Origin of the sequence: Xanthomonas sp. CFBP 7698 (genome assembly GCF_003600855.1) — a bacterium.
Classification (GTDB): domain Bacteria; phylum Pseudomonadota; class Gammaproteobacteria; order Xanthomonadales; family Xanthomonadaceae; genus Xanthomonas; species Xanthomonas cannabis.
Genome location: NZ_PRDN01000001.1, coordinates 843,323 through 864,769 on the forward strand (window position 1 = coordinate 843,323; position 21,447 = coordinate 864,769).

The following is a 21,447-nucleotide window of genomic DNA, read 5'->3' on the forward strand; positions in this document are numbered from 1 at the left end:
ACGATGATGATCGACTCCACCCGCTACCCGCGCCTGTCCCGCATCCAGACCCCCGACGACCTGCGCAGCTTCGACGAGGCCGATCTTGCGGCGATCGCTGACGAGCTGCGTGCCTATCTCATCGAATCGGTGGGCAAGAGCGGCGGGCACTTCGCCGCCGGCCTGGGCGTGATCGAACTCACCGTGGCCCTGCACTACCTGTATCAGACGCCGGTCGATCAGCTGGTGTGGGACGTCGGGCATCAGACCTACCCGCACAAGATCCTCACCGGCCGTCGCGACCAGATCCACACGGTCAAGCAGAAGGACGGCGTGGCGCCGTTTCCCAAGCGCGAAGAGAGCATCTACGACACCTTTGGCGTCGGCCATTCGTCCACCTCGATCTCGGCCGCGCTGGGCATGGCGATCGCCGCGCAGCGCAACGGCGACGACCGCAAGGTGGTCGCCGTGATCGGCGATGGCGCCATGACCGCCGGCATGGTCTACGAGGCGCTCAACCACGCCGGCGGGATGGATCCGGAGCCGAACCTGCTGGTGGTCCTCAACGACAACCGCATGTCGATCTCCGAGGCGGTGGGCGGGCTGACCAAGATGCTGGGCCGTGCCAGCGGCAGCCGTACCCTCAACGCCATCCGCGAGGGCGGCAAGAAGATCCTCGGCGACAAGAAGAACAATCCCACCGCGCGCTTCGTGCGGCGCTGGGAGGAGCACTGGAAGGGCATGTTCGTGCCGTCCACCCTGTTCGAGGAAATGGGCTTCCATTACACCGGCCCGATCGACGGCCACGACCTGCCCAGCCTGGTCAGCGCGCTCAAGACCCTCAAGACCCTCAAGGGCCCGCAGCTGCTGCACGTCATCACCACCAAGGGCAAGGGCTACGAGCTGGCCGAAGGCGACCAGATCGGCTATCACGCCGTCGGCCCGTTCGACCCGAGCAAGGGCCTGGTGGCCAAGGCCGGCGCCAGGAAGCCGACCTATACCGACGTGTTCAGCGACTGGGTCTGCGACATGGCGGCGGCCGAGCCCAAGCTGCTGGTGATCACCCCGGCGATGCGCGAAGGCTCCGGCCTGGTGCGTTTCAGCAAGGAATACCCGCAGCGCTATTTCGACGTCGCGATCGCCGAGCAACACGCGGTGACGCTGGCCGCCGGCATGGCCACGCAAGGCGCCAAACCGGTAGTGGCGATCTACTCCACCTTCCTGCAGCGCGGCTACGACCAGCTGGTGCACGACGTGGCGGTGCAGCAGCTTGACGTGCTGTTTGCGATCGACCGGGGCGGCGTGGTCGGCCCGGATGGCGCCACCCATGCCGGGAACCTGGATCTGAGCTTCCTGCGCTGCGTGCCGCACATGGTGGTCATGGCACCGGCCGACGAAGCCGAATGCCGGCAGATGCTGAGCACCGGCGTGCGTTACGAAGGCCCGGCCGCAGTGCGTTACCCGCGTGGCACCGGCCCCGGCGCGGCGCTGGACGCCTCGCTGGCCACCCTGCCCATCGGCAAGGCGCAGCTGCGTCATAGCGGGTCGCGCATTGCGCTGCTGGGCTTTGGCGTGACCGTGGAAGCCGCAGAAGCGGTCGGCCGCGAACTTGGCCTGACCGTGGTCAACATGCGCTTCGTCAAACCGCTCGACAAGACCATGCTGCTGGAGCTGGCCAGGACCCACGATGGCTTCGTCACCATCGAAGACAATGTCGTTGCCGGCGGTGCGGGCTCGGGTGTGTCCGAGTTGCTCAATGCCGAGGGCGTGACCATGCCGATGCTGCAGCTGGGCCTGCCGGACAGCTTCCAGCATCATGCCAGCCGCGAAGACCTGCTGGCCGAAGCCGGCATCGACCAGGCCGGCATCCGCGCCGCGGTGCTCAAGCGCTGGCCGCAACTGATGACGACCCACACGCCGCCGTTGAACGCAGCGGCGGGTTGATTTCAACCGGCGTCCCGCGAGGTTCGACCGGCGCGTCGGGAACGCCGGGGCAGCACTGACCAGGCCTGCCTGTGACGCGCGTTCTGTCCCTGGCCCGCATGCGGGGGCTTGCCTGGGCGTCAATGGGCGCGGCCAGACTGTGCCCCCTGCACGCCACCATGCCGCCGCGAGCGGCGCTGGCGCGGTGGCATCACCCCTGCAGCAGCACGCCGGTACCTGCGAACGCCTGCACCAGCTGCACGACGCGCTGCTGCGCGTACGTCGCCTGCAGCTCCGCCTGCAGGCGACGTACGCCGCACGGCGGCTCGGTCGCGGCAAGGGCCTCATCCAATCGCGCCGGCAGCTCATCCAGATCGCGCAGCCAGGTTGCCGCACCGGCGGCCTGCAGACGCGCGGCGTGATCGAACTGGTCGTAGTCCAGCGGATACACAATCGCAGGCAGCCCCGCTGCCAGACAGGCGTAGAGGATGCCGGCACCGCCGTGGTGGACCACCAGCGCGTACCGCGGCAGATGCTGCGCGTAATCTACGTACGGCAGCCGCTGGTAATTGCCCTGCCCCTGCTGGTGCGGCGCGGCCGTATCGCCATCGCTGAAATGAAAGATCACCTCGGGGAACCGCGGCGCCAGCGCGCGCAATACCTCGTCCACGCGCTGTTTGACCCACTGCAGATGCGTGCCCAGCGTCACCAGCACATGCCGGCGCCCGTCCACGAAGCCGGGAGGCGCTACCTCGGACGGCGGCGTGCACAGTTGTGGCCCCACAAAGCGCAAGGCGGCGGGCCAGCGCTGGGCGAACTCGAACGCGGGTACGCCCAGCGCCAGGATGCACTGCGGCGAATACACCGCCTCGCTGCGGTCGCGGCGGTACAGCGCCGGCAACCCGCACGCGCGCATCTGGCGGCGATAGCAGGCATGCAAGCTGCGCTTGAAGCCGCGCGTCAGCCGCCGTGCCAGCGCATGCCACATGCGCTGGCGCAGGGTGGTAGCCGGTAGCAGCCCACCAAAGTAGGCCGGCGGCCCGTCGCCGGTTTCGATCACGCACGGCGACGGCATGCTGGTCCACCACGCGATGCCCATCGCCTGCGCGGCCAGCCCGGCGCTGGGCAGGGTGAAATCGACGATCACCAGATCCGGCCGTCGTGCGCGCCAGTCCGTCTTCAGCGCATCGCCCAGCTGCGCCATCAGGCCGAGCGCGGCGTGCAGCTGCCGGCGCAGGCGCAACGGATGATGGCCTACCGCATGCGGTGGGTTGGCAATGTCCAGCAACACCCGATCGGCCTGCGCGTCCAGCACGCTGACCGCGCGCAGCCCGCACGCCGCAATGCGCGCCTGCGCCGCCGGCGTACTGATGACGCGCACATCGTGGTCAGGCGTCAGCTGGCGCGCAATGGCCAGGATCGGATGCAGGTGGCCACTGTACGGCGGGGCGACGAGATCAATCCGCATGCAGGCTGCTCCGCAAGCGCTGCTCGACCTCGGCGACGAAGGCCTGGCAGCTGGCCAGCACGCTCGCGCTGCGCAGATAGTCCATGTGGCCACAGCGCGGCGCGTGCGCCACCGCACCATCGAACAGCGCGCGCGAGAGCCAGTCGCCGCGCCCCTGCACCACGCGGACCTGCCCGAACGCGCCAGGCGCGCGGCAGACCGGCCCATAGGCGAACACGGCCAGGTGCGCACGCGCCGACTGCGGCAACTGCAGGGCCGTCAACAACTGCAAGCCGCAACTGCCGGCCAGCAGCACGGTCATCGGGCTGTGCTGCAGCAACGTAGCCACGCGCGCGCGATCGGCAGATGCGACGCGCCCGGCGCGCGCGCCCAGATACTGGCGCGCGTTGGACAGGCTCGCGCGCCACAGCGGGGTGCGCCGATGCGGCGCGCTGTCTGGGCGATACGGGTAATTGCAGTCGATCAGCCGGCGGCCCGCACCCTGCAACGCCTGCAGAAACTGCTGCTGCTCCGCGCTCAAGGCGCAGCGTGCCCGGTCGCTCTGCCCGGTCAGGAACGCAATCTGCAGCAAGGGGCGCTCATTCGGCACGAAAGCGACCGTTCGCGAGTACGCGGTAGCGGCGGGTACGCCAGCGGATGGTGCGCACCCCTGCAGCGTGCAGCAGGTGCAGCGGCTGCAGACACTCCGCGCACACCGACAGCAGCGGACGGTGGCGCAGCGCACCGGTCACGCGCCACTGCACGGCGCACAGCAGCAGTGCGCGGAGCAGCAAGGTGGCAACCGCAATGGCTGCCCCCGGCCAGGCGGGCGGCATGCACGCACACAGCAGCATGGCCAGCAGCACGACCGGCGGCAATCCCTGCAGCAACACGATGGCCCCACGCACGCGCACGGGTTGCTGCCGCAGCAGGATCAACCCGAACAGCATCCACCGGTGCATCTGGCGTGCATAGCTCGCCAGGTCCGGCAGTGCGGTGCGCATCTCCACCGGCGCGGTGGATTGCCACAGGCGCCCTCCCCGTTCGCGCACCAGCGACGCGACGGCAAGATCGTCGGTCAGCTGGTCCAGCAGTGCGGCAAAGCCGCCCCAGGCACGCAGCTGCGCAGTCCGCGCGGCATAGCACATGCCATTGAGTGTCACCGGCGCCGCAAACGGCAGCCAACCCAGGTAGGTGAGCGCTGCATTGTTGTTGACGAATTGCGAGAGCAGGCGCCCCGCCAGCGTGTCGCTGTCGCGGTAATACGGCAACGCGGTCACGACGTCAGCATGGGTGAGGTCGTGCAACATCTGCGTCAGGGCGTGGCTGCCAAGGTGCGCGTCATCGTCCAGGATCAGGCTGATCGGCGCACGCACCCCCGGCAAGGCGTGCTGCAGTTTCCAGGCCTTGGGGTTGATGCCCGGTGGCGCCGGCGGCACCAGCATGCGGGCAATCCGCACCTGTGGAAACCGGGCGATCAGCGCATCGGCCACCGTGTTGCCTGCGATGTCGTCTGCATCCAGCAACCACACGAACTGCGCCCGTGGCAGGGCTCGCAGGTTGGACGCCAGCACCTCCTGCAGGTGCGCATCACCGCCGAGAATCGGTTGCAGCACGGCCACCTCGGCCTGCGTTGCGGCGATACCGCCAGCCAGGTCGGGGCGCGCGCCGCGCATGACCCGCAACGCGGCTGCAGACTTGATCAGCAGCAGGCCCAGATACGCGGCAGCCAGGGCGAGCGTGGCTAGGCCCACTGGGCAGCCTGCCAGCGCACGAACGCCTCGATGCCTGCGTCCAGATCAACACTGGGCGGGCCCAGATCGGCCAGCATGCGGTGTGGATTGAAGGTCTTGGAATAGGCAAAGACACCCACGCCAAACCGGGTGATCGGCGGCTCGCCACGTAAGCGCAGCACGCGGTAGAGGCCTTCGACCACGCTGGCCATGCGCAGCGCAGTGCCGATACGGACCTGGCGTTGCGGCATGGGGAGACGCAGCCGCGCCAGCACCTCCAGCAACAGCTGCTGCACATCCACCGGTTGCGCGTTGGTGAGGTTGTAGGACCGCTGCAACTGCGGCGCCATGGCCGCGCGATAGAGGTAATCGCAGAGCGTATCGATGTAGATCAGATCGCCGATCACCGGCTGGGTCTGCCCGATGAAGCGCGGCAGCGCGCCCTTGCGTGCGGCGGCGATCACGCGCGGAAACAGCACCGTGTCGCCCGGCCCGAACACCGCTCGCGGACGCAGCACCGACGCCTGGCCCGGATAGCGCTCCAGCAGGGTTTCGCCCAGGTATTTGGTCTGCGCGTAGGTATTGACGAAGTACGGGCCGATCGGACTGTGTTCGTCCAGATCGTATTGATGCGCTTCCCGGTAGAACACCGAACTGGAGGACACGTACAGCAGACGCGGGCAGCCGTGTTGCTTGCAGAAGTCGATGACATTGGCGGTGGCCTGCACGTTGTGCAGCTGGAACTGCGCGCGCGTCCCCCAGGGCGAGGCCAGCGCCGCCGCGTGGATCACCACGTCCGGTTGCCACTCCAGCGAGAACGGCTGACTCAGGTCGATGCGATGGTAGTTGGGCAGATCGCTGGCACGTCGACCGATGCCATGGATCTCCAGCCCGGGCTGCCCCTGGAACCGGCGCAGGAAGGCGCCGCCGACAAAACCGGACGCGCCGGTCACGAGAATGCGCAGCGTCATCGCCACTCCGGCTGGTAACGGTCAAGACTGGGTTGGCAGTGCGACGGCAGGATGGCCAGCTCCGGGTGCGCCTGCGCCAGGCCATGCAGGTCATGCACGGTGCGCTGGAAGGCGCGCCAGTCGTGCATCAGCAAGCGCGTCGGCCACGCCGGCCACTGCAGGGTGGCCAAGGTTGCGTGGGACCACACCGCATCTGCGCACAGCAGTACCTGCCGGTCATGCGCATCGCGCAGCCACAGGCCCATTTGTCCCGGGACATGCCCGGGCAGCGGCACCGCCAGCACGCTGCCGTCCTCGAACAGGTCATAGGCAGCCCCCAGCCCCTGCCAGGCGCCACTCAGCGCGCGCTGCGGCGCCTGCTCGGCAAATTGCAGGCGCTGATCGAAGTCGTCTGGCAGCAGCTGCGGCAGCAGGGCACGTCGCAAGCCGCCCAGGCGCGAACAGCTGCGCAGCTGTTGGTAATCGCCACGCAGGCAGATGAAGCGCGCATTCGGCAGGTCGCGCAGACCGCCGACATGGTCGGCATGGAAATGCGAAATCAGGCACCAGGCAATGTCCTCCAGCTGCACGCCGCGCCGCGCCAGTTGCGCGCCCAGGGTCTCGTGCGCGGGCAGGGTCACCGGTGTCGTCCAGCGATACATACGCTCCGGCCAGGGATCGGTGGCATCGAAAAAATGCGTGGCATAGCCGGTGTCGTAGAGCAGCGCTCCGCGCTGCGGATGCCGGATCAACACGCTCAACGCGGGGAACTCCACCGCATGCCAGTGACCATCCGCACGCACCATGCGCTCGCAATGACGGCAGTGGCCGACACGCAACAGCGCAATGGACACGCGCGTGGCCATCAGTACCGCAACACCATGCCACCGATCGCCAGGCCGGCGCCGGTACCGAGCAGTGCGAACACGTCGCCGCGTTGCAGCTGCCGGTCCACGCATGCGTGATGCAAGGCATGCGGGAGCGAGGCAGCCACCTGGTTGCCGGTGTCGTGCAGGATGCGCACGATCTGCTCGCTGCGCAGCCCCAGCGTCTGCACGACATGATCCAGCCCACCGCCGGAGGCCTGATGCGGCACCAGACAGCGCAGCTGCGCCGTGCTGGTGCCGGCCTCGCGCAGCAACTGGTCCCAGAATGCGGGCAGATGGCGCGCTGCAAACCGGTAGGCGCCGCGGCCGTCCATCCAGAACAGGCCTGAGGCAGCGCGTGCGTCGTCGTCGCCCTGTGGTGCGCGGGTGCCGCCGCCGCGGATGCGGCACAGGTCCGCGCCGCTGCCGTAGCTGGACAGCCGGCTGGACAGCAGTGCCGAGCCGTGGTCTGCGCTGCTGCGCCCGACCACCACCGCAGCGGCGCCATCGCCAAACAGCCCGGCAGTGGCCGGCACCGTATCGTCCAGGCCGGCCGATGCCACTTCGCTGGAGACGATCAGCACACGTCGATAGCGGCCAAGCGCCAGCGCATTGGCCGCCGTGTCCAGTGCCACCAGAAAGCTCAGGCAGGTCGCGTTGACATCGAATGCCGGAATGCCGGAATCGCCCAGCCCCAATGCACGCTGGATCAAGACCGCCTGGCAGGGAATCGGCTGCTCCATCACGCTGCAGGCCGAGATCAGGCAATCCACCTCGCCGGCATCGATGCCGGCGTTTGCCAGTGCCTGCTGCGCGGCAGCGGCACCCATCGAAGATGCCGTCTCGCCCTCACCCACGTAGTGACGCGTGGCGACACCCAGCCGGGCAAGGGTGGTTCCCGCCGGCAGTTGCCAGCGCTCGTCCAGCGCCTGCGAGGTCACCTGCCTGGCCGGGACGTGGCGTCCGGTGCCCAGGATGCGCAGCGGCAATGCGTTCAACACGGAGCTCTCGGCGAAGAAGGCGCGCAGCATACCTTGGCCGGAACAGTCGGCCTAACCGTCCCGGATGGCGAGGTGCCCGTTCCTACGCAGTGTCATTCCACACCGCAGTGCGGCATCGCTCCCAGGCACGCCCTGCTGGCACGGCTGCAAGCCTTGCGTGTCCGGCATCGCGCGCGAACTCCGGCATACACTGCGTGCGTAACGGTGCCGTGCACCTGCACGCCCATTGCCGCGTCAGGCGCTCAAGGCGCCTCCACCGCATACCCGAGCGCCTGCAACCGGTCCAGGTATCCATCCGGGGCCGTCAGACGGCTGATCGGCAGCACCGCGAAGGTACTGCGATTGCGTTGCAGCGCCGTGGTGGCGATCGCGAGCCAATGCTCGCGCATGCGCCGTTCGAGATCGTCGATGCCGCGTTTCCTGGCCGCATCGGAACTGGCCATCGCGCGCATGCACGCCGCCTGCGGATCTTCGCGCGGCAGCTGGCGCAATGCCTCGATATCGCCTACCGACCAGGCATTGGCGCGCTCGACCATGGTGGGCAGGTCGCGCTCCACCGTCACCAGGATGCTGCGGAAACAGGCGATATCGTCCAGGCCGCCGGCGCGAAACTCCTTCAGTGCCTGGCGCGGGTCGGTGATCTTGTAGTCCAGCGCCGTGGGAGTGGGCTTGATGCCGGCGCGCTTGGCGGCGCGCTCCACTACCGACCAGATCACCGGCGAGCGGGCCAGGCCCGCACGCTTCAGCGCCGCCTGGTACAACTCGCCGGCGGCCAGCATCGGGCGTTTGCGTTCCACGCCACGATCGCTGCCGATGTAGCGGGCCTTGGCCACCTTCCATCGCGCGTACAGGTCGGGCGGCAGGACCTCGCGCAGCTCGCGGCCGTCCTCGTTCTTCATCGCCTGCATCGCCGATGGCAGCAAGGTGAGCTTGCCGAAAAAGCCCATGTCCGCGTCGACCTGCACCGTCGGCGCCATCAGCACCTGCTGCGACTGGCCGATGATGGTGGCCACTTCCGACGATTGCCATTGCAGGCGTTTGGGCAACGGCGACTGCGTGCCAAGGATCCACAACACGTGCTCGCCCTTGCGCACCTTCCACAGGCCCGGCCCGGGCTGGACCCCGCGGACAACGAGCGCCTCCAGCTCGACCACCGGGGGCGGCGCGGCCGCGTCCTGTATCGCCAGATCGCTGGCGGTCGCCAGCATCGACACCAGCAGCAAGCCGGCGCCCCATCCCACTGCCCTGTGTCGCATCACGTGGTCGCCCCCTGTTTGCGGCGGACATTACGCCAAGCCTGCGACCACTGCGTTAGGGAAGCGTTCGGCCGAGCATCGGCAACACTGCTAGCGCGTCGCCAGCGTTGCCAGATGCGCTGCCAGGGGAGACGCCTGGTCGAGCAGCGCAAAGCCGTCCCACACGAATCCCGGCGACACCGTGCATCCCACCAGGGTGAAGTCACCCAGCGAGCGCGCCGCCTGCCAACAGCCCGCAGGAACCACATGCATCGGCTCGCCGCGTTCGGCCGCGTCCAGGATCAACCGCCGCAGTTGCCCGTCACGTTCGTCGTAGACCAGCAGTTCCAGCGCATCGCCCTGCTGCCAATGCCAGCTTTCTTCCGCATCCACGCGGTGCCAGGCGCTGCATTGGCCGGCAGTGAGCAGGAAACGGATCGCAGTCAGCGCCGGGCGCGCGACGCCGTTGTCGCTGACCTGGCGCGCAGAGGCGTAGACGCGCCGGAAGTGCCCGCCTTCCGGGTGGGGTGACAATGCGAGCGATCGGATCAGGGCGGCGGCAGTGGGATGCATGCACGCATGTTAGGCCAGCCGCCGCCGCTACGCATCACGGCAGATGCTTGCCCGCACGCAGACAGGTACGGAAGAACACCAGCAGATCCCAGCTATAGCGCTTGAGCAGCCGGCGCGGCTCGTTGAGCAGGCGGTACATCCATTCCATATGCAGGCGACGGACCCAGTCCGGTGCCCGCTTGGCGGTGCCGGACAAAAAGTCCAGCAGCGCGCCCACACCGAACACCAGCGGCACCCGCAGCGCGTGGCTATGGTCGAGGATCCAGCGCTCCTGCAACGGGTTGCCGAAGGCCACCAGCAGCACGTCCGCACCCGAGCGATTGATGCGCTCGGCCAGGCCCTCGCCGGCAGCGGCAAACTCGCCGTAACCGTCGCACATGCCCACCACCTGCTGCCCCAGCGTGCCGGTCAAGGTGGCAGCGGCGGTCTTGCCGACCCCGGGCCGGCCGCCCAGCAGGAAGAACTTGAGCGGCTGCGCGCTCTCCCGGCACAGGTACGGAATCAGGTCGGTGCCATTGAGATTGCCGGCGAACCGGCGGCCATGAATCATCCGCGCCGCCAGATCCATCCCGATGCCGTCGTTGACGATGCGCACGCCGGGCTCGCGCATGCGCATCCGCAGCGCCTGGCACTGCACGACAAAGTTGGTGTTGGCAAAAAAGACCCGGCGCGGCTGCTGTGCAGCCAACGCGTGAAACAGGTCCAGCGCGAACGCTTCCTGGGTGGTGGACAACACCGGAAAGCCACCCAGCGGAATCAATACTCCGGCCGGAGTGCCGGCGGCGGCGCCGCTCGTTGTGTCCCTGTCCACGCGCTGGCCCTGCATCATCGAATCACCAAAGGTCGTAAGGGAATGCGGCCAGCAAGCCGGCCTGCAGTTTTTCCAGATCGAAGCTGCCGTTGCCGCCCAGCGCCAGGCACTCTTCCACGTTGTTGCCCGAGTGCCACTGGGTGCGCCCGGTGCCGTAGTAATAATCGTCGTACTTGAAGCGATCTTCGCCGTTGCCCCAGTCCAGATACACGGCCGGAATGCCGTATGCCTCGGCCAGGATCAGGCCGTGCAACGAACTGCTGACCACCAGTTCGGCGCCCAGCAGCTGGCTCATGAAGGTTGCCGGCTTGACGTTCGGAAACACCAGATGGTCCGCGTACGCGCTGTATTTTTCGACCGGCTCATTGAAATGCGGAACGATCGCAAACGGACGTTTTTCCACCACACCGAGCGCTTCGGCCGGGAAGAACATCGGCGTCAGCAGCCCTGGGTCGCCGTAGACTTCCGGCACCGCGATGCCACGGTCCAGCAGGAACTGGCGCGTCTTGGGCCCGCGCACCGCACGCACATCGAGCGTGCTGAAGGTATTGCGCTCGGCAGGAATCTTGCCGTTGATCCCGCTGCCCCAGACGGTATCGCCGTCCTTGGCAAAATGCAGCACCGACCCGATCGCGATGAGCTTCTTGCTGAGGTCACGCTTTTCGATCAGCGTCTTGTCCTGCAGCGAAAGCACGCAGGACACGATCACCTTGGACAGGTGGTCCCCCATGTTGACGCCAGCGTTTTTCGGCTGCCACCAGAACAATGCACGACGTTCTGCATGTTCTATCCATTTCTGCAGCAAAGCGTTGGCCATGACAAAGGGTCTCCTGAACTCGAACGGGTGAGGTGCGCCGCATCAATGCGAGAGCGCGGCCTCCGAAGATGCACGCGCGGCTGCGCCGGTGTGCTGCGGATACAAGCGGGTTTCCGGGTACGCGGCCGGGTCCAGCACGCGATCGGTGGTGTCAGACCAGTTCAGGCACTGACGGTAACGCACGTGCGGCGCTTCCAGCGCCTGACTGATTGCGGAAACGATCGACTCGGCATTGCCCGGCGTATAGCCGAAGCGGGACTGCTGATACGGCCCGACAACCGCATTCGGGCAGACCGCCGGCAAGCCGAAGAAGTCGTACTGCAGCAGCTTCATCGAGCTGTCGGCCAGATACACCGGCACCTGTTCCGAGGCGTAGGGCGCGATGCCGAACCGCGCATGCTTGATGTAGCCAATCGTCTCGACGTGCTTCATTTCACCATAAACGACGACGTTATCGCCATAGCCGGGATGCCGCCCCATGCCCGAACCGATCACGTGGAAGGTGACCTGCGGGAATGCCTTGCTGGCCACCACGAAAAATTCAGGATCGAACAACATCGATCCGACCGCCACGGCATGGATGCCCTCCCCGTACGGCGATGGGTCGCCCAACTGATCCAGGTTGTGATCCACACCGTGCCCGACGTGATAGACGTTGTCACGGCTGGCGATCTCCTCGGCCATGGCCGGCGACACCAGCGCAATCACATCCAGCGTCGGTGCGACGCGGTCGAACTCGCGCTCGATGTAAGAGGCAACGTTGATCGTGCTCAGGCCGTCGGATGCGCGATACACCAGCTTGGCTGCCGGGTTGATGCGCTTGGCGAGCTCGATGAAGGCCACCGCAATTCCGCTTTCGAACACGATGACGTCGGCCTCGCGCATCCAGTCCATCAGCTGACGCGGCGGATGCGCGGCATACCAGCGAAACATCGCGTCTTCCACCGCGCGCAGCCACGCCCGCCGGGTATTGAACGGGTGTACCGTCGTGCGCCACAGATAGCACTCGACCCCCTTGTGCGAGACCACCGTGTTGGCGGTGTCGTCCAGCGGCAGGCGCATGTCACCCTTCATCCGCGACAGGCGGCTGTAACGCAGCGAAAAAAACCGCGTCGTGCCGCGCTGCGCCAGCTGGTCGGTGATGAAGTGGATGTTGGCGCGGCGCGGGGTGCGGTAATCGTGGGCGGACAAGACCAGATAGCAAGGCCGGCGAATGCCGGCAGCGGCGGCGGGTGTAGCGCTCATGGGCCGTGTCCTATGAATGAGTGGAAGAAAGCATGACCGAGCGCGGGCGAAGACGATGTCGATCTCATCGACGTGCCTTGGCCTGCGTCAGCAACTTGCGGATATTGACGATGGAGATCACATCGCGACGGAATGCCGGCCAGATGCCAAGCATCAGCAGGCACACCGCGGCCATCACGGCTGCGCCGACTGCCAGTTGCTCCCACAGCGGGCCACCGACCGTCACCGAGGCGTAGTAGGCGCTGACACCGGCGATACCGTATGCCGCCATTGCGCGTACCGCATTGGTGAACAACGCAGCGACCGGCGTATCGGAGATCCTGCCGACCCAGATCAATGAAAGCGGCCAGGTCACCAGCAAACCGAACGAATACCCGATCGCCACGCCCATCGCACCCCAGCGCGAGCCGACGAAGATGCAGGCGATCAACACGATGCGGCTGACCAGCGAATACACCAGTTGTTGCCGCATCAATCCCCTGGCCAGGAACACCCAGTACGTGGCGTAGGACGCGGTCTGGAAGATGCCGCCGAGCGTGAGCACCTGGAACAGCGGCACCGCCTCGCGCCACTGCTCGCCCAGCACCAGCACGATCAGCGGCATCGCCAGCGCACAGGCGAACGAAAACAGCGCCACGATCAGATGCACCATCACCGTCTGCCCACGCAGCAGGAACGCGCTGAAACGTTCGCGGTCGTCCTGCAACTGCGACAGCACCGGCAACGCCACGCTGGTGGCCGGCGCATTGATCTGGTTCAACGGCATCATCAACAGCTGGAACGCGCGGTTGTACAAACCCAGCGCGTCCGGGCCGGTGCGCCAGCCGATGATCACCTGGCCCACGTTGCGGCTGGCGTATCCCAGCAGCTGCGCCGCCATCAGGTTCCAGCCGAAGCTCATGAAGTCGCGCATCGGCGCGCTGCGCTGATAGCCGCCAGGCAACCAGCGCGCACAGCTCGCGGCAATGACGAGGTTCACCACCGCCTGCACCACCTGCTGCACCACCAGCGCCCAGTAACCCCAGCCAAGCAACGCTGCAGCCACCGCAGCCAGCAGGCCCAGCACCTGCGACCCCACATCGCTCAGCGCCACCTGCCCGAAGCGCAGCCCGCGGCTCAGGTGCGCGCGGTATTGGGTGGTCATGCCGTTGATCAGGAACGTCACCGCCAGCGCCTGGGAGATGGTGACCAGCGCCGGCTCCTTGTAGAAGTTGGCGATCAGGTGCGCCGAGGCGAACACCAGCACCGACAACGTCAACCCGATGCCGCTATTGATCCAGAACAGGTTGTCGCGTTGCTCGCGGCTGACGTGCTTGGCCTGCACCGCGGCGGCCGACAGGCCGAAGTCGCGCAGGATTTCCGCCGCACCGACGATGGCGGTCACCATCGCCATCAGCCCGTAGTCGTACGGGGTCAGCAGGCGCGCCAGCAGGATGATGCCGCCAAATTGCACGACCATCTTGGCCGACTGGCCCAGCATGGTCACCGCCGCTCCGCCCGCAGCACGCGAGCCGAGGCTGCGCTGCGGCGGCGTCGGAGGTGTGGGAGAAGATGACATCGAGGGGGGTTCTGCGGTCACAGCGCGGCTTCTCCGTCCTTGCCCAGCGCTTCCAGATAGGTGCGGTAATGCAGCTGCCCGATGCGCGGCCAGTCGCGTTGCGACAGATCCGGGGCCGGACCGCGCGGTGCAGCGCGCACCGTGTCCAACATGCCCGTCAGCAAGGCCGCATCGAACTCACCTTCATACAGGAATACCCAGCCCCGGCCCACTTCCTCGGCGATGGCCGCGTTGGATTCACTCCATGGCGCCAATACCGGACGCGCCAGCGACAAGGCCAGCAGCAATGTTCCGGAGTTATGCATCTGCCGATACGGCAACACCACCAGCTCGGCCTCGCTCACCTCGCGTGCCAGCACCGGCTCTTCGACATAGGCCAGCAATGCGCTGATGCGCGGATCCTGCGCGCAGGCGTCTTCCACCAGCGTACGCATCTGCGGCGTGGCGGGGTTACCGACAATGCGCAGATTCAGGCGCGGGTCGCCGACATCGCGCATCACCTCCAGCAGCGTTTCCACCCCCTTGTACGGGCGGATCAGGCCGAAATGCAGCAGCCGCCCTGGCACCGTGGTGCCCTGTGGCATCGTCGCAAACCAGTCGCGGTAATGGCCGTGCAGGATGGTGTCGGTGAACGGCGGACGTGGCGGCGTGGTCGCATTGATGCGGATCCAGCGGCGTGTCAGGCGGTCGATCCAGCGCAACAGGCTGCGCTCGCGCCAGCCACGGTCTTCGTGTGGCGCCAGATTGTGCAGGGTGCGCACGACCGGCGTGCCGGTGACCTGCAACCTGAGCAACAACAACGCCGCACACACCTGCTTGGCCAGGGTGCCGGCAGCACTGGGGTGGCGCAGCAGGTATTCGGGCCAGTGCAGATGCAGCACGTCGTAGCGCGACAACAAGGCGTCGCGCATCGAGAAGAAGCGCGGCTGCACCGCATCGGGCAATGCGTCGTAGAGCTGGGTCAGATACGGATTGGTGCTGGCGTTAGGCTTTTCGGTGGAGAACAACACCGTGACCTGCGGCCGGGCCGCTGCACGGGTCAGCGATGCAGATGCGTGCGCGCTCATCGCCGCGTCTCCTGCGGACGCGGCGTACCCAGCGCGGCGTGGTACTCGTCCACGTAACGCCCGACCACATGCTTCCAGTCGTAGCGGCTCACATAGGCCATCGAGGCCGCACGCCGCGTGGCGAAGTCGGCATCAGCGGTCAGCGCAAGCGCCTGCACCTGGTCGGCCGCCGCGTCGATCCTGTCGCGATTGACGATCACGCCCTGCCCTGACTCGGTGGCAAGCCGCACGAACGGCGGGATATCGCTGAGGATGGGAATCAGCCCTGCGCTCATCGCCTCGACGGCGGCAATACCGAACCCTTCATGGCGCGACAGGCAGACAAAGAACTGTGCCTGCTGCATCAGCGTGCGCAACTGCTCCTGCGAGGGCGACATGCTCAACTGCACCTTGTCCTGCAGACCACGCTCGGCAATGGCCTTGCGCAGGTCGGCCTCGTTCAGATCGTACTCGCGGCCGGCGATGATCAGCCGCCACTGCGGGTCGCGCTTGAGCGCGGCCTGCAGCAGCTCCAGCGTTTCGATCAACCCCTTGTTGACCGACCAGCGACCGAAATACAGCATCGTCCGGCCAGGCGCCGTCGCGCCCTGCCCTGCATATTTTTCCACGTCCACGCCGTTTTCGATCACGCGCAGGCGCGCTGGTGATACCACCTTGGCAAACAGGTCACCATCGTTTTCGCTGGTGGCAATCACCCGCGCATACGCCAACGCCGATGCCCGGGTCAGGGTCTGGAACCAGATCTGCTTCATGCGCGATGCGTAGGCGGTGTGGAAGAACCCGCCGTGGGTGGAAACCACCATCGGCTTGCCATGGAACGGTCTGGTCAGCGCAAGGTAGTCGTAGAAAAAATCGATGCCATGCAGATGCACCACATCGGCAGAGCGAATCGCGCCCAGCACCGATGGTGCGAGCGGGTAACGCGACGAACCGCGATAGCCGATTCGCCGGATCGGCAGGCCCTGATAGGTTTCCTGCGGCGCAAGCTGCGCACCCGGGTCGGTAAACACGCGATCGAGCGTCACCACCTCCACCGTATCGGCACTAGTGGCCTGATGCTGGCGGGCGACATTGAGGACGACTTCCTCCATCCCCCCGATCGAGGGGTGGAATTGGCGGACGACATGCACCACTTTCATTTACGCCAATCTCCTGTGCCGGCGACGCGCACGCAGGTGCTGCGACGACGGTCGATTCTGAAAACGCATCATTGACGCTTCAACCCCAACATCCATGGCGCACTACGCACCAGCACCATGCGCATCGGCACAGCGCAGGCGATCGCGAACGCACTCAACGCCATCGCCCAGGCCGGCGTACCGATCAGGTTGCGATCCACCACGCCGGTGCGGACCACCACACTGGTGATCACCAGAAACACCAAGGTATGCGTGCACAGGATCAGCAGCGTATTGGTACCGATCCATTGCACCCACCGCCAGTTGCGAACGAAGTAGGCCACGCACAAGGTCATCGCGGTTCCCAGCAGGCTGACCAGCACGAACAGCGCGGCCGAATTCCCGAACTGCAGGTTGTTGACGTCCACCTGCCCGTTCCATCCGGCCAGCAGTCCCCAGGCCGCCGCCACGCACAGCAAGACCACTGCCCAGGCCCCTGCACCGAAGCCACGCAACCGCTCGGCAAAGCGCGACAGCCAGCCGCCGATCGCAATGAAGAACAAGGCAATCGGCAGCACGTCCAACGCGAGCGGCAGCCGCAGCTGCAGCGCGGGAAACCATCGCGCCCATGCCAGTGCCAGCGGCAAACTCATCGCCACCACCACGCCCGTACCCAGGCGCGCGCGCAATGCAATGTAGGCCAGTGTCGTGACAAACAGTGCCGGCAAGAACCACAACGCCGGCAGCACGTACAGACGCGTGCCATTGGCCCAGAGCACGCCGGTCAACGGATCCCACCACGCACGTGCGCCCGGCTGCTGGAAGGCGTGATTGAGCACCGCCATCAACAGCCACACACCGTAGGCCACCAGGAAAAAAGCCAGGTACGGAACCAGGAGCGTGCGCGCCAGCTTGGCCGCTGTCGCTGCGTTCAACGCACGCCGCCCGAATCGTTCGCCCACCCATCCGGAGAGCACGAAAAACAGCGGCACATGAAAACTGTAGGCAAACAGTTTGTACGCGGGCGGCATGCCGCTGGCATGCCCAAGCACCACCAGTACGATGGCCAGGGCCTTTGCTGCATCGATCTGCCAGTCGCGGGTCGCCGCAGCCACCGGCCGCACGACCGGGCCTGCTGTGTCGCGCCCCACCTCGGGCAAGTACGGGGCCATGGTCATGCCGCAGCGCCGCTCATGCCGTCACCGTGCGCGCACCCAACGCCCAGGGAGCAAACCGCATCAGCACCCAGCGCATCGGCACGCATGCAACCAGCGCAAAGACCGTGACGAACACCGCCCAGCCCAGCCCGGGACGCGCCGAGCCGAACCCGCCAGCGACTGCGGCAACGCCGGACAAGACGAAGAACACCAACATGTGCGTGCACAGGATCAGCAAGGTATTGCGGCCGATCCACTGTACCCACGCCCAGCCCTGCACCAACCGCGCCGCGCAGATCACCATCAGCGAGCCCAGTACCGCACTGAGCAGGAACAGCGCATGCTCGCGACCGAACTGCAGCATGTTCACGTCGATGCGTCCATTGCGCTGGGCCAACCACGCGACTGCGAACGCCAGCACCACGGTTACCAACGCACTGATCGGCAGCGACGTCGGCAACCGCGGCGACAGGTGAATCAACAACGCGCCCAGCGCGTAGAAACACAACGACACCGGTAGCACATCGAGGCCGAAGAAAAGTCGCACGCCCTGTCCCGGGAACCAGTTCATCCAGATCCAGGCCAGCACCAGCGACGCCAGCGCAATGAGCAACGGGGGCAGCACGTGGCGCAGCAGGATGTAGGCAATCACGGTCACCAGCATCACCGGCAAAAACCACAGTGGCGGTTGTACGTACAGGTCCGGGCCGATTCCGGTGAACAGCGACACGATCGGCTCCCACCACGGATGGCTTCCCCACCGCGCCGCCTTCTCGCCGATGTTGCGGGTCAACAACCAGTACGCATAACCCAACAGATAGAACGTCACGTAGGGCAGCAGCAGGCTGCGTGCATGCCTGCCCAACGAGCGCCTGTCCAATCCCGTGGTGCGGGACGCATAGCCAGCCGCCAGCCACCCCGACACCATGAAAAACAGCGGCACGTGAAAGCTGTAGGCGAACAGGGTCATGCCGTGCGGCACGCCCTTGGCATGGCAGAACACCACCAGCAGGATCGCAATCGCCTTGGCCGCATCGATCCGCTGATCGCGCGCGCGACCCGCTGTCGTGGTCCGGTCGCCAGCGGCAGGTGTGACCGGCGACGTGGCTGCCGCGGCAGCGCTCATCGTGCTGCTCCCGCGGGCAATGGCAGCTGCGCGCCATCTGCCGTTGGATCATCCTTGATCGAGGTCCGGGGAGCAGCCGACGCGGACCAGGTCGGACGCATGTGCCATAGGCAGCCACAGACGAACCACCACAGCGCCGAGGTCTTGATCGAAAAGTAGCCGTTGGACACCAGCAAACTCAGCGCGAACGCAAAGATGGCCAGGTTCTTGAACAGCTGCCCTTCCTTGCTGGGCATCAGCAGCAGGAACGAATACGACAACAGGAACGCCAGCACCCCGACAATCGACTGCGAGGCGATGAAGTAGGAAATGCCGCTATCGAAGTAGCGATACGCCTGTGCAAAATCCAGGCCCATCCAGGACTCGAATGACAGGTTGTTCATCGAATACACGGTGAAGAACACTCGGCCCATCGTCGTGTCCTGGTAGGCGGTGATCCCGGTCACCCAGACCAGCAGCCACGCACTCATGATCACCAGCAGGAACACCAGAAACGCCAATCGTTGATCGAGGCGCTTCAGCAAGGGCGTCAGCAGCACCATCAACACGCAGGTACCCGCGGCCAAGCGTCCGTCGGAAGCGACGATCATGAAGCCGATCAGTCCGACCGACAGCATCAAGGCGGCCGGACGCATCCAACGCCAGAACACCAGCACGATGGCGGTGAAGAAGCAGATGTAATTGCCCATCGTCACCGGCTCGATGAACATCGAGGAGGCGCGTGGCAGGTTGGAACCCGGCAGGAAGTTACGCTCGCCCGGGCGCGTGGCGCTGACGAACAGGTTGCTGTCCTCGTTCCAGAAGCCTTCGGCGCTCATCCCGCGCGCGTTGACGAAGAAACTCTTGGGATTGACCAGATCGCCGTAGGCGCTTGGCATGGCCAGTTCGAACGCGGCGACCAGCGAGACGATGATGGTCATGCGGATGAACAGCTTGGGCAGCGAGCCGGTGTACGCGGACCCCAGCACCACGAAGGCGAAGACCACCAGCGCGTCGCGGAAGAACTTCGGATCGATCTGCCAGTTCACCAGGAACCGCACGAACATCAGCAGCACGATCAAGCCCAGCCCGCTGATGATCAACGCGATGCGCTTGCGGCTGAGCGAGCCCAGGCCCAGCAGGAAACACGCCGCATACACCATGAACTCGACCGCGTAGGTGATCACCGGGCGGACGGTGAACACATTCGCATTGATCAGGGCCAGCACCAGGTTGTAACCGACGCCGACCAGCAAGGTCAGCTCGATCAGCAGGTTGTGCCAGCGAATGCGGGTCGCCTCGCTCATTCGAATCAGCATGCAAACGCCTGCCTGAAAGGGGCGGCTGCAGTGCAGCCGCCCGCGGCGCCGGACGCGCCCGCTCGCACGCTCCCCGCCTTCATCAGTACGCGGTCTTCTGTCCGAGCACGCGCACCGCAGTCAGCACGATGATGCGGATATCCAGCCAAAGCGACCAACGACGGATGTAGTCCAGGTCGTACTGAATACGCTTCTTCATCGTGCGCAGCTCCGGGGTTTCGCCGCGGAAGCCGTTCACCTGCGCCCAACCGGTAATACCCGGCTTGACGTAGTGGCGCTGCATGTAGTGATTGATCAGCTTTTCATAATGCGTGTTGTGCTGCGCTGCATGCGGGCGCGGACCCACGATCGACATGCTGCCGCCGAGGACGTTGAAGATCTGCGGCAACTCGTCCAGGCTGCTGCGGCGCAGGAACGCACCGAAACGGGTAATGCGCGTGTCGTTCTTGGTCGCCTGCTGGATCGTGGTGCCATGATCGTCATGCACGCGCATCGAACGGAACTTGTACATGTAGAACTCGCGACCGCCCAGGCCATGGCGGCGCTGACGGAAGAACACTGGGCCTGGCGAGCTCATCTTGACGCCCACGGCGATGGCGGCCATCAGCGGCCACAGGCCCATCAGCGCGATCACGGCCAGGATCTTGTCCTGCAGCGCCTTCGCGACGACGAAGTAATTATCGCGATCCACACCACCCTGGCGCAGATTGATCACCGGCGTGTTGCCGATCTGCTCACCGGACTGATTCAGCAACCCGAAATCAAACAGGTCGGGCACCAGCTTCACGTTGATCGGGTAACGGTCCAGACGCTGTAGCAGCTGCTTGATGTGGTCACGCTCGCCCAGCGGCAACGAGATCCACACCTGCTCGACCTGGTTGTCCTTCAAATAGTCGATCAGCGCATCGGGCTCGCCCAGGCACGGCAGCGACTGGCGCTGCTCGGTCACGGCAATGTCGTAAGGCGTGCGGAAGTAACCCACCAGGTTCATGCCGACCCACGGGTTGCGGCTCAGGTAGTGGTTGATCTTCATCACCGGGTGGCGCAAGCCCACCACCACCACCCGCTGCACGTCCACGCCCTGGGCGCGCAGGTGGTTCAGAAAGCCGCGCAGCAGGGTACGTGCGGCGACCAGCGATGCCAGGCCGCCGACGAACCACAGGCCGATCCAGCCGCGCGAGACCTGCTCGCCCACCTGCACGATCAGCGCATGCACCGCGAACAGCGCAAAGACACCGCCGAAGGCACCACCCAGCACCATCAATTCGCTCAGCAGCCCGCGACCGCGCCAGCTGCGATACAGCGGAAACAGCGCGAAGCAGATCACCGAGTACAGCAGCGTGGTACCGATCGCAACCCGATAGGGCGCGGCGGGGACCCAGGAGCCGAACACGATGCGATAGGCGATCAGGCCCGACACGACCACCATGGTCAGGTCGAACACGCGCAGCACCAGGTCGGCCGCGGCCGAATACTTGGACAACAATCGCGGCGAGGATGTCGTGTAAGTCGCGCTACTCAGGTCTGCCAAAAGCATGGGGAT

Annotated in this window: 19 protein-coding genes; 1 reads left to right on the forward strand and 18 read right to left on the reverse strand. The window is 66.0% G+C overall.

Features of this window, described 5'->3' with window-relative positions; all coding sequences use genetic code 11:
- Positions 1-6: 6 nt before the first annotated feature.
- Positions 7-1,923, forward strand: coding sequence for a 1-deoxy-D-xylulose-5-phosphate synthase (gene dxs / locus XnspCFBP7698_RS03535; RefSeq protein WP_104580575.1), 1,917 nt, complete (start codon positions 7-9; stop codon positions 1,921-1,923).
- A 190-nt stretch (positions 1,924-2,113) separates the two neighbouring features.
- On the opposite strand, the gene XnspCFBP7698_RS03540 is transcribed toward dxs, so the two are convergent.
- From XnspCFBP7698_RS03540 to XnspCFBP7698_RS03625, 18 genes are all read right to left on the reverse strand, one after another.
- Positions 2,114-3,370, reverse strand: a complete 1,257-nt coding sequence (locus XnspCFBP7698_RS03540) for a glycosyltransferase (protein WP_104580424.1) — start codon at positions 3,368-3,370, stop codon at positions 2,114-2,116.
- Positions 3,360-3,941, reverse strand: coding sequence for a hypothetical protein (locus XnspCFBP7698_RS03545; RefSeq protein ID WP_233548918.1), 582 nt, complete (start codon positions 3,939-3,941; stop codon positions 3,360-3,362). The genes XnspCFBP7698_RS03540 and XnspCFBP7698_RS03545 overlap by 11 nt, the downstream gene beginning before the upstream one ends.
- Before the next feature lie 7 nt (positions 3,942-3,948).
- A complete protein-coding gene (locus XnspCFBP7698_RS03550; RefSeq protein WP_233548919.1) occupies positions 3,949-5,103 on the reverse strand; it encodes a glycosyltransferase in 1,155 nt (384 codons plus the stop codon).
- Positions 5,094-6,053 carry an NAD(P)-dependent oxidoreductase gene (locus XnspCFBP7698_RS03555; RefSeq protein ID WP_104580426.1) on the reverse strand — a complete coding sequence of 320 codons (960 nt, stop codon included), beginning with the start codon at positions 6,051-6,053 and terminating at the stop codon, positions 5,094-5,096. Before XnspCFBP7698_RS03555 ends, XnspCFBP7698_RS03550 begins: the two co-directional genes overlap by 10 nt.
- Positions 6,050-6,898, reverse strand: coding sequence for an MBL fold metallo-hydrolase (locus XnspCFBP7698_RS03560; RefSeq protein WP_104580427.1), 849 nt, complete (start codon positions 6,896-6,898; stop codon positions 6,050-6,052). The genes XnspCFBP7698_RS03555 and XnspCFBP7698_RS03560 overlap by 4 nt, the downstream gene beginning before the upstream one ends.
- On the reverse strand, positions 6,898-7,929 hold the full coding sequence (locus tag XnspCFBP7698_RS03565) for a 3-oxoacyl-[acyl-carrier-protein] synthase III C-terminal domain-containing protein (RefSeq protein ID WP_199680026.1): 1,032 nt from the start codon (positions 7,927-7,929) through the stop codon (positions 6,898-6,900). Before XnspCFBP7698_RS03565 ends, XnspCFBP7698_RS03560 begins: the two co-directional genes overlap by 1 nt.
- Positions 7,930-8,141: 212 nt before the next feature.
- Positions 8,142-9,155 (reverse strand): TraB/GumN family protein, encoded by a 1,014-nt coding sequence (locus XnspCFBP7698_RS03570; RefSeq protein ID WP_146093226.1) that lies wholly within the window; start codon positions 9,153-9,155, stop codon positions 8,142-8,144.
- 90 nt (positions 9,156-9,245) lie between these two features.
- A complete protein-coding gene (locus tag XnspCFBP7698_RS03575) occupies positions 9,246-9,707 on the reverse strand; it encodes a cupin domain-containing protein (protein ID WP_047695237.1) in 462 nt (153 codons plus the stop codon).
- Between the two features lie 34 nt (positions 9,708-9,741).
- The gene (locus XnspCFBP7698_RS03580) at positions 9,742-10,536 is read right to left on the reverse strand and encodes a WecB/TagA/CpsF family glycosyltransferase (protein ID WP_166745123.1); all 795 of its coding nucleotides are present in this window, start codon (positions 10,534-10,536) and stop codon (positions 9,742-9,744) included.
- Positions 10,537-10,540: 4 nt separating this feature from the next.
- Positions 10,541-11,335, reverse strand: coding sequence for a polysaccharide pyruvyl transferase family protein (locus XnspCFBP7698_RS03585; protein ID WP_104580429.1), 795 nt, complete (start codon positions 11,333-11,335; stop codon positions 10,541-10,543).
- 42 nt (positions 11,336-11,377) lie between these two features.
- On the reverse strand, positions 11,378-12,580 hold the full coding sequence (locus XnspCFBP7698_RS03590; RefSeq protein ID WP_104580430.1) for a glycosyltransferase: 1,203 nt from the start codon (positions 12,578-12,580) through the stop codon (positions 11,378-11,380).
- A gap of 64 nt (positions 12,581-12,644) precedes the next feature.
- The gene (locus XnspCFBP7698_RS03595) at positions 12,645-14,138 is read right to left on the reverse strand and encodes a lipopolysaccharide biosynthesis protein (protein ID WP_146093227.1); all 1,494 of its coding nucleotides are present in this window, start codon (positions 14,136-14,138) and stop codon (positions 12,645-12,647) included.
- Between the two features lie 17 nt (positions 14,139-14,155).
- On the reverse strand, positions 14,156-15,205 hold the full coding sequence (locus XnspCFBP7698_RS03600; RefSeq protein WP_104580432.1) for a glycosyltransferase: 1,050 nt from the start codon (positions 15,203-15,205) through the stop codon (positions 14,156-14,158).
- Positions 15,202-16,344, reverse strand: coding sequence for a glycosyltransferase family 4 protein (locus XnspCFBP7698_RS03605; RefSeq protein ID WP_104580433.1), 1,143 nt, complete (start codon positions 16,342-16,344; stop codon positions 15,202-15,204). The genes XnspCFBP7698_RS03600 and XnspCFBP7698_RS03605 overlap by 4 nt, the downstream gene beginning before the upstream one ends.
- A gap of 68 nt (positions 16,345-16,412) precedes the next feature.
- Positions 16,413-17,501, reverse strand: coding sequence for an acyltransferase family protein (locus tag XnspCFBP7698_RS03610; protein ID WP_104580434.1), 1,089 nt, complete (start codon positions 17,499-17,501; stop codon positions 16,413-16,415).
- Positions 17,502-17,514: 13 nt separating this feature from the next.
- Positions 17,515-18,606, reverse strand: coding sequence for an acyltransferase family protein (locus XnspCFBP7698_RS03615; RefSeq protein WP_104580435.1), 1,092 nt, complete (start codon positions 18,604-18,606; stop codon positions 17,515-17,517).
- The gene (locus XnspCFBP7698_RS03620; RefSeq protein ID WP_199680091.1) at positions 18,603-19,892 is read right to left on the reverse strand and encodes a polysaccharide biosynthesis protein GumE; all 1,290 of its coding nucleotides are present in this window, start codon (positions 19,890-19,892) and stop codon (positions 18,603-18,605) included. Before XnspCFBP7698_RS03620 ends, XnspCFBP7698_RS03615 begins: the two co-directional genes overlap by 4 nt.
- Before the next feature lie 94 nt (positions 19,893-19,986).
- On the reverse strand, positions 19,987-21,441 hold the full coding sequence (locus XnspCFBP7698_RS03625; RefSeq protein WP_039410847.1) for an undecaprenyl-phosphate glucose phosphotransferase: 1,455 nt from the start codon (positions 21,439-21,441) through the stop codon (positions 19,987-19,989).
- Positions 21,442-21,447: the final 6 nt, after the last annotated feature.

Coding starts and splice junctions, on each gene's coding strand:
- dxs (WP_104580575.1), top strand. CDS start 7: ATGATCGACTCCACCCGCTACCCGCGCCTGTCCCGCATCCAGACCCCC.
- XnspCFBP7698_RS03540 (WP_104580424.1), bottom strand. CDS start 3,370: ATGCGGATTGATCTCGTCGCCCCGCCGTACAGTGGCCACCTGCATCCG.
- XnspCFBP7698_RS03555 (WP_104580426.1), bottom strand. CDS start 6,053: ATGACGCTGCGCATTCTCGTGACCGGCGCGTCCGGTTTTGTCGGCGGC.
- XnspCFBP7698_RS03560 (WP_104580427.1), bottom strand. CDS start 6,898: ATGGCCACGCGCGTGTCCATTGCGCTGTTGCGTGTCGGCCACTGCCGT.
- XnspCFBP7698_RS03565 (WP_199680026.1), bottom strand. CDS start 7,929: ATGCTGCGCGCCTTCTTCGCCGAGAGCTCCGTGTTGAACGCATTGCCG.
- XnspCFBP7698_RS03570 (WP_146093226.1), bottom strand. CDS start 9,155: ATGCGACACAGGGCAGTGGGATGGGGCGCCGGCTTGCTGCTGGTGTCG.
- XnspCFBP7698_RS03575 (WP_047695237.1), bottom strand. CDS start 9,707: ATGCATCCCACTGCCGCCGCCCTGATCCGATCGCTCGCATTGTCACCC.
- XnspCFBP7698_RS03580 (WP_166745123.1), bottom strand. CDS start 10,536: ATGATGCAGGGCCAGCGCGTGGACAGGGACACAACGAGCGGCGCCGCC.
- XnspCFBP7698_RS03585 (WP_104580429.1), bottom strand. CDS start 11,335: ATGGCCAACGCTTTGCTGCAGAAATGGATAGAACATGCAGAACGTCGT.
- XnspCFBP7698_RS03590 (WP_104580430.1), bottom strand. CDS start 12,580: ATGAGCGCTACACCCGCCGCCGCTGCCGGCATTCGCCGGCCTTGCTAT.
- XnspCFBP7698_RS03595 (WP_146093227.1), bottom strand. CDS start 14,138: ATGTCATCTTCTCCCACACCTCCGACGCCGCCGCAGCGCAGCCTCGGC.
- XnspCFBP7698_RS03600 (WP_104580432.1), bottom strand. CDS start 15,205: ATGAGCGCGCACGCATCTGCATCGCTGACCCGTGCAGCGGCCCGGCCG.
- XnspCFBP7698_RS03605 (WP_104580433.1), bottom strand. CDS start 16,344: ATGAAAGTGGTGCATGTCGTCCGCCAATTCCACCCCTCGATCGGGGGG.
- XnspCFBP7698_RS03610 (WP_104580434.1), bottom strand. CDS start 17,501: ATGACCATGGCCCCGTACTTGCCCGAGGTGGGGCGCGACACAGCAGGC.
- XnspCFBP7698_RS03615 (WP_104580435.1), bottom strand. CDS start 18,606: ATGAGCGCTGCCGCGGCAGCCACGTCGCCGGTCACACCTGCCGCTGGC.
- XnspCFBP7698_RS03620 (WP_199680091.1), bottom strand. CDS start 19,892: ATGAGCGAGGCGACCCGCATTCGCTGGCACAACCTGCTGATCGAGCTG.
- XnspCFBP7698_RS03625 (WP_039410847.1), bottom strand. CDS start 21,441: ATGCTTTTGGCAGACCTGAGTAGCGCGACTTACACGACATCCTCGCCG.